Below are 11,868 nucleotides of genomic sequence, written 5' to 3'. Positions count from 1 at the left end.
AGTTTCGATTATGATTTCTGACGACGCATTGCGTCAAAGAATTCATTATTCGTCTTCGTCATAGACAGTTTGTCGATCAGAAATTCCATGCTGTCTGTTTCGCCCATTGGGTGAACAATCTTACGCAGGATCCACATTTTCTGTAATTCGTCAGGTTTAGCCAATAACTCTTCACGACGAGTACCAGAGCGGTTGAAGTCAATCGCAGGGAATACACGTTTCTCAGCAATCTTACGAGATAGGTGCAATTCCATGTTACCTGTACCTTTAAACTCTTCGTAGATAACTTCATCCATCTTAGAGCCGGTATCAACTAATGCTGTCGCGATGATTGTTAAGCTGCCACCTTCTTCAACATTACGTGCCGCACCGAAGAAACGCTTAGGACGGTGAAGGGCATTAGCATCAACACCACCTGTTAGTACCTTACCAGATGAAGGAACAACAGTGTTGTATGCACGCGCTAGACGAGTAATTGAGTCAAGCAGGATAACAACATCTTTCTTGTGTTCAACAAGACGTTTTGCTTTCTCGATAACCATTTCTGCCACTTGAACGTGACGTGAAGCTGGCTCATCAAACGTTGATGCAATAACTTCACCTTTAACGAGGCGTTGCATCTCGGTTACTTCTTCCGGGCGCTCATCGATAAGTAAAACCATCAACTCACACTCAGGGTGGTTGTGGGCAATACTTTGCGCAATGTTTTGAAGCAAAATGGTTTTACCCGCTTTAGGCGGAGCAACAATCAGACCACGCTGACCTTTACCAATCGGAGATGCTAAATCAAGAACACGTGCAGTGATATCTTCCGTCGAGCCGTTACCACGCTCCATGCGCATACGATCGTTCGCGTGCAGTGGCGTCAGGTTTTCAAATAAGATCTTATTACGTGCGTTGTCTGGTTTGTCGTAGTTAACTGCATTTACTTTAAGTAGTGCAAAATAGCGTTCGCCATCTTTCGGTGGACGAATCTTTCCGGCAACAGTATCGCCAGTACGAAGGTTGAAACGACGAATCTGGCTTGGAGATACATAAATATCATCAGGGCCAGCAAGGTAAGAACTATCTGAAGAGCGAAGGAAGCCGAAGCCATCTTGAAGGATTTCTAGAACACCATCGCCAAAAATATCCTCACCACCTTTCGCGTGTTGTTTGAGAATAGAGAAGATAATGTCTTGTTTTCTCAAGCGCGCTAGATTCTCTAGGCCCAAGCTTTCGCCAAGTGCGACCAACTTTGGAATAGGTTGGTTCTTCAGTTCTGTAAGATTCATAGTGGTGGGTTTCTTGTCTGTCAAAATCGGGGTTCTATTTTAGTTTAAGATAGAGTTGACCAAGGGGCTGGTCAAGAAATGAACGGAATAGCAATTTATGTGCATTACGTTAGCACTAAAGATTCCTTCCGTCTAGCATAGACGGAAGACAAACTATGTACAACTGAGAAATTGCACATAGTTCACACAAAGCTGCTTATAAGTTCGCGTCAAGGAACTCTTTTAGCTGGGTCTTAGAAAGAGCCCCGACTTTCGTTGCTGCCACACTACCATCTTTAAAAAGCAATAATGTTGGGATGCCACGAATGCCAAATTTTGGCGGTGTTGCTGCGTTTTGATCAATATTTAATTTACCGATCGTCACTTTACCTTCGTACTCGTTGGCGATTTCGTCAAGAATTGGGGCGATCATTTTACAAGGACCACACCATTCAGCCCAAAAATCGACCAGTACCGGACCAGCAGCATTCACTACATCGCTGTCAAAAGTTGCGTCTGTTAGCTGCACAATCTTGTCGTTCATCTTCCACTCCAATGGTTGATTTTTTAGCTGATTTTATTTTTAACCAGCAAATCGTTGCCCTATTTGAATGGAATACGTTTCGTATTGCAACCCTAAGCTGATATTCTATACGAATGAAGACGACTCACATCACAGAGCAGAAATTTGCTGACCTAGGTTTAGAGCCTACGGTTTTACAAGGACTGGACGCACAAGGGTTTCATAATTGTACCCCGATCCAAGCTTTAGCATTGCCGGTTGTGCTCACCGGCCAAGACATCGCAGGTCAGGCTCAAACAGGTACGGGGAAAACCCTAGCCTTTTTGACCGCGACTTTTAATCATTTGCTTCTCAATCCGGCATCGGATGAGCGCAAAACTAACCAGCCTCGCGCTATAATCATGGCACCAACCCGTGAACTGGCTATCCAGATTTACAATGATGCCGCGCCATTACTTGCAAGCACCGGTCTAAAAGCTGGTCTAGCATACGGTGGTGAAGCGTATGAAAAGCAACAGAAAGTATTTGCTGAAGGCGTTGATATCCTTATCGGTACTTGTGGTCGTATTATCGATTTCTACAAGCAGCGTGTTATCGACTTAGCCTCTATTCAGGTGGTTGTACTTGATGAAGCCGATCGTATGTTCGATTTAGGTTTTATTAAAGACATTCGCTTTTTGTTCCGTCGCATGCCAGCACCTAAAGCACGTTTGAACATGTTGTTCTCGGCAACATTGTCTTACCGTGTAAAAGAACTCGCATTCGAACACATGAACAGCCCTGAAAGTGTGGTTGTTGAACCGGATCAAAAAACGGGACATCGTATTCAAGAAGAGCTTTTCTATCCTTCAAATCAGGAAAAAATGCGCCTTCTACAGACTCTAATCGAAGAAGAGTGGCCAGATCGCGCTATAATCTTTGCTAATACAAAGCACCGTTGTGAAGACATCTGGGGTCACCTAGCTGCCGATAACCACCGTGTTGGTCTATTGAATGGCGATGTACCGCAGAAAAAACGTGTTCGTATTCTAGAACAGTTCACCCAAGGTGAGATTGATATTCTAGTGGCAACCGATGTGGCTGCTCGTGGTTTACATATTCCACAAGTAACACACGTTTATAATTACGACCTACCTGATGATGCTGAAGATTACGTACACCGTATCGGTCGTACTGGTCGTGCAGGCGAAAGCGGTAATTCAATTAGTTTTGCATGTGAAGAATACGCAATTAACCTTCCTGCTATCGAAACTTACATTGAACACCCAATTCCATTATCAAAGTATAACTCTGAAGCATTGTTAGACGAGCTACCAGCACCGCTTCGCCTTCAGCGAACGCCGCGTCAAGGTGGAAACCGTCGTCCTAATGGAAACCGTCAGGGTCAAGGACAATCACGTCCTCGTAATAATAACCGACGTCATCCACAATCACAGAAGCAACAATAAGAACATATGCCTATGGAAAGGAATTCAATATCACCGTTATATGCCGCAATTGATTTAGGCTCTAATAGCTTTCATATGTGGATTGTTCGTGAAGTCGCTGGCAGTGTGCAAACGCTGGCTAAAATTAAACGTAAAGTGCGTTTAGCGGCAGGGCTGAATAGCCAAAACGAATTAAGCGAAGAAGCAATGCAGCGCGGATGGGACTGTCTCAGTCTATTTGCAGAACGTTTACAGGATATACCTGCTGAGCGTGTTCGCATTGTTGGTACTGCGGCACTCCGTACTGCAGTCAATGCTGATATATTTCTTTCCAAAGCAAAAGATATCCTTGGTAGCAAGGTTGATGTGATTCCCGGAGAAGAAGAAGCCCGGATTATCTATCAAGGTGTAGCCCACACCTCTGGTGGCAGTGACAAGCGTTTAGTGGTCGATATTGGTGGTGCGAGTACCGAAGTCATTATTGGCGAGGGTTTTGATGCCAGCGCATTAACCAGCCTGAAAATTGGCTGTGTGACTTGGTTAGAACGCTACTTCAAAGATCGCTACTTAACGGCTGAAAATTTTGACGCTGCCATTAATGCTGCAAAAAATGCGATTGAACCAATCGTTGAGCAGTATACCCAGCTAGGCTGGGAAACTTGTGTGGGTGCCAGTGGTACCGTACAAGCCCTGCAGGAAATCATGCTGGCCCAAGGAATGGATGAAATTATCACCCTTCCGAAGCTAAAGCGCATGCAGCGCCAAGCAATGCAGTATGAACGCTTAGAAGACTTAGATATTGAAGGTCTGACTCTGGAACGCGCGCTGGTCTTTCCGAGCGGCTTATCCATTTTAATCGCTGTGTTTGAATCATTGAACATCGAATCAATGACTTTGGCAGGCGGCGCCCTACGTGAAGGTATGGTGTATGAAATGATGAGTAAAATGCGTCACCATGATGTACGTGAACGTACACTTACCAGCGTTCAAGAGCGTTTTCAGCTCGATACCAGTCACGCAAGTGCGGTGACTAATACTGCGATGGCGTTACTATCTCGTTGCAATGAAGAATGGCAATTGGAGCCTCAGGCACAATATCTGCTTCATGCGAGCGTATGCTTACATGAAATCGGTACCAGTATTGAGTTCAAGAAAAGCGGTGAACATGCCGCTTACCTGATCAATCACATTGATTTACCAGGCTTTACTCGTGCACAGAAACATTTGATAGCAGAACTACTGCGTCGCTTCCGCGAGCAGTTAACAAGTCTACCGGAACAGCATGCACTGTCAGCCCAAAGTGCTGCCCGTATTTTACGTCTGTTACGTTTAGCCGTTATTCTCTGTCATCGTCGTGATCACAACCAGCAGCCGCCATTTAGTTTATCGGTCGCTGAGAACAAACTGGTTCTGACATTACCAGCGGCTTGGCTATTAGCTAACCCGTTAAGCTGCGCTGAGCTACAGCAAGAAGCCACCCGTCAAACTGACATGGGTTGGCCTTTGGTTCTTGAAGAAAGCGAATAACGCTAATATTCACAACTTGTTCGATTAAAAAAGGCTCCCTCGGGAGCCTTTTTTATTACATATTAACTTCACATCTCAATGATGCTAGTTAGCCAGTAATACCACAGTGACGTAGCATCGCATCCAGTTGAGGTTCACGCCCGCGGAAACGCTTAAAAAGGTCCATAGGCTCTTCACTACCGCCACGCTCTAGAATGCAATGTAGGAAGTCAGCACCTGTTGCTTGGTTAAAAATACCTTCTTCCTCAAAACGAGAAAATGCATCAGCAGATAATAGCTCTGCCCATAGGTAACTGTAATAACCAGCACTGTAACCACCGGCAAAAATATGGCTAAAGCTATGCGGGAAACGTCCCCATTCAGGGCTAGGTACGACCGATACTCGTGATTTCACATCAAATAATGTTTCTAATACCTGGGCACCCACTTCTGGATCATAATTGGTGTATAAGCTGAAATCGAACAGACCAAACTCCAACTGACGTAAAATACCCATCGCGGATTGAAAGTTTTTTGCCGCCAACATTTTATCTAGCATTTCTTTCGGTAAAGGCTCACCCGTTTCAAAGTGACCAGAAATAAATGCCAATGCTTCCTCTTCCCAGCACCAGTTCTCGAGGAACTGACTCGGTAATTCAACTGCATCCCACGGCACACCATTGATACCAGAAACAGATGGCGCATCAACCTGCGTCAACATATGGTGAATACCATGGCCAGTTTCATGGAATAAAGTGACCAATTCATCATGAGTAAACAATGCAGGCTTATCGCCAATGGGTTTATTAAAGTTACACGTTAGGTATGCGACAGGGGTTTGTAAGCTACCATCGGCACATATGCGACGTACGGCACATTCATCCATCCATGCACCGCCACGCTTGTGTTCACGGGCATACAAATCAAGATAAAAACTGCCACGAAGCTCGCCAGTTGCATCAAAAATATCGAAGAAGGTAACAGTGTCATCCCATACCTCGACACCCTCGCGCTGCTTCACATCCATCCCAAAGACACGCTTAAGTACTTCAAACAAACCTGCGACGGCTTTTTTCTCAGGGAAATACGGGCGAAGCTGTTCATCTGAAATGCTATAACGGTGTTGTTTCAATTTCTCGGAATAAAAAGACAAATCCCACGGTTCTAGATCTTCTGCACCAAATTCAGTTTTCGCATAGTCACGTAGCTCTGCCACTTCACGTTCAGCTTGTGGTTTTGCGCGTACCGCAAGATTATTAAGAAAGCCCAATACTTGCTCTGGAGATTCCGCCATTTTCGTCGCAAGTGATTTTTCACTGTAAGTGTTAAAACCTAATAGACGTGCAATTTCATGGCTCAGCTTTAACTTTTCAGCAATGATTTCGCTGTTATCCCACTCACCGGCATTTGGACCACGATCTGAAGCACGAGTAACAAATGCTTGATACATTTCCTGACGTAATTCACGGTTGGCACAATAAGTCATTACTGGTAAATAAGAGGGAATTTCAAGCGTAAATAAGTAGCCTTCTTTATCCTTGGCTTCTGCATTCGCTTTTGCTGCTTGTATTGCGGATTCAGGCAAGCCTTCCAATGCCGACTCATCGGTAATCAGTTTGCTCCATCCCATCGTTGCATCTAACACGTTATTACTAAACGTTGATGCTAATTCTGAAAGTCGCTTACTAATTTCACCATAACGATGTTGCTCTTTTGCAGGTAAACCAATGCCAGACAGTTCGAAATCTTTGAGCGCATCGGTTATTGTTTTCTGCTGTGCTTGAGACAACGTAGCAAACTCATCACTCGCTTTAATGGCCTTATATGCTTCATATAAACCTTTGTGTTGACCCACCCAGGTACCGTAATCCGATAAAATAGGTAAGCAGCTTTCATACGCTTCACGTAATTCAGCGCTATTTTTAACACCATTCAGGTGCCCGACAGGAGACCAAATACGGCTAAGTCGATCATCCGTCTCTGCAAGTGGGACACAAATCGTTTCCCAACTTGCCAAATCGCTATTGGTGAGTACTTCTTCTACTTTCGCACGGCAATCGGCAATAGCCTGTTCAACAGCAGGCTTTATATGCTCTGGCTTTATCAGAGAAAACGGCGGTAAAGCCGTCATGGATAATAATGGGTTAGACATGCGCGTATCCTTAATTCTTTTATTATTGTTTAGATGTGTGTGTGGGCGTGTTAATTCAATCCCTTATTTACTCATTATGGTCGAACTGCTTGTAATATCTATCGATTAAATAAAACAAAACTGAATGTTACCCACAAGCTTTTATAGACGGCATCCATAGTGAACAACTAAAGTTCACCGCTCATCTGGATATTCATGGCTAATCCGCCATAATAGCCACACATAAATACTTTAAAATACGCACAGAGACCAATTCATGCTGAGTTATCGCCACAGCTTCCACGCTGGCAACCACGCCGATGTGGTTAAACATATAGTCCAAAGTTTGATCCTAGATGCACTCAAGCAAAAAGATAAGCCTTTCGTCTACCACGATACGCACTCTGGTGTGGGTCGTTATGATCTGCAAGATGAGCGAAGTGAAAAAACGGGTGAATTCAAACAAGGTATTGCACGCCTTTGGTCTCGTGATGATATTCCAGCTGAAATCACCTCTTATATCGAAGCAATAAAAGCGCTGAATGAAACGGAAGAACTGCGGTATTACCCTGGTTCACCGAGTGTTGCTCGCGCTCAGATACGTGAACAAGACCGTATGGTGCTAACTGAACTTCACCCAGCCGATTTTCCTTTATTATTGCAAGAGTTTCGAGGCGATCGCCAAGTACGTATGTATAAAGAAGATGCATTCTTACGATTAAAGGGCAGTTTACCCCCTAAAGAGCGACGTGGTGTGGTACTGATCGACCCACCTTATGAGCTTAAGCATGAATATATGGATGTCGTAAACGCGATAGCTGATAGCTATAAGCGCTGGGCAACGGGGACCTATGCAATTTGGTACCCAGTGGTTTACCGCGAAAACATCGATAAAATGCTTAAAGGTCTTGAGAAGTGTGGTATCCGTAATATCTTACAAATTGAATTAGGCGTTGAGCCAGATACGACCGAGCGTGGTATGACGGCTTCAGGCATGATTGTAATCAACCCACCATGGAAATTAGAGAGTCAAATGCAGACTATTCTTCCTTGGTTACAACAAGCTATTGCACCTAATCATGGCCACCATTCAATTACATGGGTAGTACCTGAATAAGAGTTAATACGATTATACCCTCTTCAGTAAGGCGATATTTCAATCGCCTTCTTTCTATCTTCGATTAATGATCTAAGCTGAATCAGATTTCTCGATTCACACCTCTCGTAACTCTTCTATTTCTTGATTACACTAGGTTCAGCTCATAAATCATAAAATTAAGCGGAGAAAGTCATGGCGAAGCATTTTGATTACATTTGTATTGGTGGCGGAAGTGGCGGTATTGCATCAGCTAACCGTGCTGCAATGCATGGCGCAAAAGTTGCTCTAATTGAAGCAAAAGCACTGGGTGGCACCTGTGTAAACGTTGGTTGTGTACCGAAAAAAGTAATGTGGCATGGCGCTCAAATTGCTGAAGCTATCCATCTTTATTCAAAAGACTATGGCTTTGATGTTGATGTGAAAAGCTTCAATTGGAGCACTCTCGTCAAAAACCGTGAGGCATATATCGGTCGTATTCATCAAGCATATGACAATGTGCTTGGTAACAACAAAATCGAAGTAATTAATGGCTTCGCTAAGTTTGTTAATGAAACAACAATTGAAGTAAATGGCGAGCATTTAACAGCAGATCACATCCTAATTGCTGTAGGTGGCGAGCCAACAATCCCGAATATTCCTGGTGCTGAACACGGCATCGACTCAAACGGCTTCTTTGACTTGAACGAACAGCCTAAGCGTACAGCTGTCATTGGTGCAGGTTATATTGCTGTTGAAATTGCAGGTGTTTTAAGTGCATTAGGTACAGATACTCACCTGTTCGTTCGTAAAGAATCACCACTGCGTAGCTTTGATCCATTGATCGTTGAAACATTAGTGGAAGTCATGAATGCAGAAGGTCCAACCCTTCATACGCATTCAATTCCTAAAGAAATCATCAAGGAAGCTGATGGTTCAACAACATTACACTTCGAAAATGGTGAGTCGCACAATACCGACCTACTGATCTGGGCTATTGGTCGTAATCCAACGACAGACAAAATAAACCTAGCATCAACGGGCGTTGAAACTAATTCACGTGGTTATATCAAGGTTGATGAATACCAACAAACAAATATTGCTGGTATTTATTGTGTTGGCGATATTATGGAAGGTGGTGTTGAACTGACTCCTGTAGCTGTTAAAGCAGGACGTCAGTTATCTGAACGTCTATTTAACGGTAAAACTGAAGCCAAGATGGATTACAAACTAATCCCTACTGTTGTATTTAGCCACCCACCGATCGGTACAATTGGTTTAACGGAACCTGAAGCTATTGCACAGTATGGCGAAGATAACGTTAAAGTGTATACGTCTGGTTTTACGGCTATGTACACTGCAGTTACATCTCATCGTCAGCCTTGTAAAATGAAGTTAGTTTGTGCTGGCCCTGAAGAAACAGTGGTTGGCTTACACGGTATTGGCTTTACAGTTGATGAAATGATTCAAGGCTTCGGTGTTGCCATTAAGATGGGTGCAACTAAAGCTGATTTCGATAGTGTTGTAGCCATTCACCCTACAGGATCTGAAGAATTTGTTACCATGCGCTAAATAATAAGTAACACATAAAGGGAGGCTAGTTAGCCTCCCTTTTTATTATCAGAAAAAATAGAACTCGATAGCCAATAACTAAAAGCCATATGCTTTTTTATAACTTATTGATTTTACCTTTACAGCTCTCATACAAAGAATAAAAACCTCACAAATAGTGCATAAATAGACAATTATGCACTTACAGTATTCCCAAATAGTCGTAAAAAATGTAACCTTCTCCCTCCTGATTATGGATAATCAGTGAATAGTTATTCCGCAAGGATAAAAAGCAGTCATTCACACTAGTGAATTTATAAGATAAAGGTTAATCATGCAGGATCAGGTACAAGCAAAGCCAATTACAACGGCCAATTGGCTTATGTTCCTTCTTCCCTCTCTATTAGGTGTCTTTCTTTTTATGGCACCCGTCGATTATCAGGGCACTATTACCATTCCGATCGCTATTTTAGCGAAAACAATTCAAACCCTATTTGATGATAAATTAACGGCGATAGTAACCTTTATCATTAGCTTTACTGCTGTTTTGTCCTTAATAACAAAAGTGGTTAAACCTAAATTTATTTTAAATAATAGCTTTCTAAATGGTCTACTGAACCCAACGATGGCATGGTTTATAGTGCAGCAACTAGGTGCTATTTTTGCAGTAATGACCTTTCTTAATATAGGACCTGAAGCGATTCACAGTGGTGATACTGGCGGGCTAGTACTCAATGACTTACTACCAGTATTATTTTCGGTGTTTATTTTTGCTGGTATGTTATTACCGTTATTACTTAATTTTGGTCTACTTGAATTTTTCGGCACCTTATTTACGAAAATAATGCGCCCAATCTTCGGCTTGCCAGGTCGTTCATCAGTTAACTGTATTGCATCATGGCTAGGTGATGGCAGTGTTGGCGTACTTCTTACAAGTAAGCAATATGAGACTGGTTTATATACTCAGCGTGAAGCAGCTGTCATTGGTACAACTTTCTCAGCAGTTTCTATTACCTTTAGCTTAGTGGTTATCGCACAAGTTAACTTGGAGCATATGTTTGCCCCATTTTACTTAACAGTTTGTTTAGCTGGTTTTGTAGCCGCGATAATCGTTCCACGTTTGCCACCACTATCGAATAAAAAGAATACCTACATTGATGGTTCAAAAGTATCGACAGACAATGAAGCAGTACCAGCTGGACACAACATATTTTCATACGGTATAGAGCAAGCCTTAAATAAAGCTCGCGAAGTAAAAAGTTTTCGAGCAATCGCGCTTGATGGCCTAAAAAATGCCGTTGATATGGTTTTCGGCGTACTGCCTGTCGTAATGGCAATAGGTACCGTAGCGTTAGTGATTGCTGAAAATACACCAATTTTTGATTACCTAGGAATGCCATTTATTCCTTTCCTAGAGTTACTACAAATACCAGAAGCCACTGAAGCCTCTAAAACAATCGTTGTCGGTTTTGCGGATATGTTCTTACCCTCGATTCTAGCTTCAGGCATCGAAAGTGATCTAACTCGTTTTGTTATTGCAGCAATGTCGGTAACACAACTTATCTACATGTCTGAAATTGGTGCACTGCTAATTGGTAGTAAAGTACCAGTAAAAGCATGGGAATTGTTTGTTATCTTCATTCTACGCACACTCGTAACCCTACCAGTCATCGCATTAATGGCACATATCATCTTCTAAGATACAAAAGCCTGCAGTTTTAACTGCAGGCTTCATTACCCCCTCAAGGCTTACCCTTCCCAATATCACCAATTCTATAACCTCATATCAACGCAGCCATTCTTACCTCTTCAGATAATACCAACTTAGATAAAGACTTAGTCATAGGTATAAGCCCCTCCTCATCAACCAGACAGCTTTCAGCGCCCCCTGCTACTAAGCGCTTATTTTATATAGTTCATTGGCAACTAAGCATATAAGGCATTCTCGTTCTCCGTATTTTAGAAACAATCAATCATCACAGGAAGAATCATGATGCCGTTATGAATATGAGTAGGTAGCTAGAATGCGACAATGCTGTTTTTAGCCATCAAGCGTTTAAGGGTTATGGTGATATTGCAGGGAGAGTTTGTACTGCTTAGTAACAGATGCTTGTTTTGATTAGTATTAGAGTCACTTGCTAGAAAATAGCTAAAAGGCGAGAAGAGTATTTCAAGGGATAGAAGACTGCTGGATCGCTAGTTTTCCAGGTTGGAATAACAATAAACATTTTCACTGTATATACGAAAAAAGGCCATCCTTTCGGATGGCCTTCTTAAATTGGGCGCCTGGCGATGCCCTACTCTCACATGGGGAGACCCCACACTACCATCGGCGCAACTGCGTTTCACTTCTGAGTTCGGCATGGGATCAGGTGGAGCCACAGCGCTATGGTCGCCAGACA

The 11,868-nt window shown here is 43.0% G+C and carries 8 protein-coding genes and 1 rRNA gene; 5 read left to right on the top strand and 4 right to left on the bottom strand.

The annotated features are described in order from the left end of the window. Positions 1–8: 8 nt before the first annotated feature. Positions 9–1,274 (bottom strand): transcription termination factor Rho, encoded by a 1,266-nt coding sequence (rho, locus tag C9J48_RS22715; protein WP_006233410.1) that lies wholly within the window; start codon positions 1,272–1,274, stop codon positions 9–11. A 196-nt stretch (positions 1,275–1,470) separates the two neighbouring features. Further along, a complete protein-coding gene (gene trxA, locus C9J48_RS22710; protein ID WP_006233409.1) occupies positions 1,471–1,797 on the bottom strand; it encodes a thioredoxin TrxA in 327 nt (108 codons plus the stop codon). Between the two features lie 113 nt (positions 1,798–1,910). On the opposite strand from trxA, the gene rhlB reads away from it, so the two are divergent. Both rhlB and gppA read left to right on the top strand, forming a co-directional pair. Continuing rightward, positions 1,911–3,224: an ATP-dependent RNA helicase RhlB gene (rhlB, locus tag C9J48_RS22705; RefSeq protein ID WP_006233408.1), complete on the top strand. Its 1,314-nt coding sequence runs from the start codon at positions 1,911–1,913 to the stop codon at positions 3,222–3,224. A 12-nt stretch (positions 3,225–3,236) separates the two neighbouring features. Continuing rightward, a complete protein-coding gene (gene gppA / locus C9J48_RS22700; protein WP_036804283.1) occupies positions 3,237–4,730 on the top strand; it encodes a guanosine-5'-triphosphate,3'-diphosphate diphosphatase in 1,494 nt (497 codons plus the stop codon). Between the two features lie 88 nt (positions 4,731–4,818). On the opposite strand, the gene prlC is transcribed toward gppA, so the two are convergent. Further along, entirely contained in the window at positions 4,819–6,861 is a 2,043-nt protein-coding gene (gene prlC / locus C9J48_RS22695) for an oligopeptidase A (protein WP_006233406.1), read from the bottom strand. A 256-nt stretch (positions 6,862–7,117) separates the two neighbouring features. Between prlC and C9J48_RS22690 the strand changes: the two genes are divergently transcribed. The 3 genes from C9J48_RS22690 (at position 7,118) to C9J48_RS22680 (ending at position 11,165) form a co-directional block, all read left to right on the top strand. Continuing rightward, entirely contained in the window at positions 7,118–7,957 is an 840-nt protein-coding gene (locus C9J48_RS22690) for a 23S rRNA (adenine(2030)-N(6))-methyltransferase RlmJ (protein WP_006233405.1), read from the top strand. Between the two features lie 174 nt (positions 7,958–8,131). After that, the gene (gene gorA, locus C9J48_RS22685; RefSeq protein ID WP_006233404.1) at positions 8,132–9,487 is read left to right on the top strand and encodes a glutathione-disulfide reductase; all 1,356 of its coding nucleotides are present in this window, start codon (positions 8,132–8,134) and stop codon (positions 9,485–9,487) included. Between the two features lie 313 nt (positions 9,488–9,800). Beyond that, positions 9,801–11,165 (top strand): YjiH family protein, encoded by a 1,365-nt coding sequence (locus tag C9J48_RS22680; protein ID WP_006233403.1) that lies wholly within the window; start codon positions 9,801–9,803, stop codon positions 11,163–11,165. 585 nt (positions 11,166–11,750) lie between these two features. On the opposite strand, the gene rrf is transcribed toward C9J48_RS22680, so the two are convergent. Then, positions 11,751–11,866: ribosomal RNA gene (gene rrf, locus C9J48_RS22675) — 5S ribosomal RNA — on the bottom strand. Positions 11,867–11,868 lie beyond the last annotated feature (2 nt).

The sequence above is a fragment of the Photobacterium profundum genome, assembly GCF_003026285.1.
Taxonomy (GTDB): Bacteria; Pseudomonadota; Gammaproteobacteria; order Enterobacterales; family Vibrionaceae; genus Photobacterium; species Photobacterium profundum.
Note: the sequence above shows the minus strand (reverse complement) of the source record. Positions and strands in the feature narration are given on the sequence as shown.

What these genes read in the sequence shown, in the direction of transcription:
- rho (WP_006233410.1), bottom strand. Translation starts at nt 1,274, where the DNA reads ATGAATCTTACAGAACTGAAGAACCAACCTATTCCAAAGTTGGTCGCA.
- trxA (WP_006233409.1), bottom strand. Translation starts at nt 1,797, where the DNA reads ATGAACGACAAGATTGTGCAGCTAACAGACGCAACTTTTGACAGCGAT.
- rhlB (WP_006233408.1), top strand. Translation starts at nt 1,911, where the DNA reads ATGAAGACGACTCACATCACAGAGCAGAAATTTGCTGACCTAGGTTTA.
- gppA (WP_036804283.1), top strand. Translation starts at nt 3,237, where the DNA reads ATGGAAAGGAATTCAATATCACCGTTATATGCCGCAATTGATTTAGGC.
- prlC (WP_006233406.1), bottom strand. Translation starts at nt 6,861, where the DNA reads ATGTCTAACCCATTATTATCCATGACGGCTTTACCGCCGTTTTCTCTG.
- C9J48_RS22690 (WP_006233405.1), top strand. Translation starts at nt 7,118, where the DNA reads ATGCTGAGTTATCGCCACAGCTTCCACGCTGGCAACCACGCCGATGTG.
- gorA (WP_006233404.1), top strand. Translation starts at nt 8,132, where the DNA reads ATGGCGAAGCATTTTGATTACATTTGTATTGGTGGCGGAAGTGGCGGT.
- C9J48_RS22680 (WP_006233403.1), top strand. Translation starts at nt 9,801, where the DNA reads ATGCAGGATCAGGTACAAGCAAAGCCAATTACAACGGCCAATTGGCTT.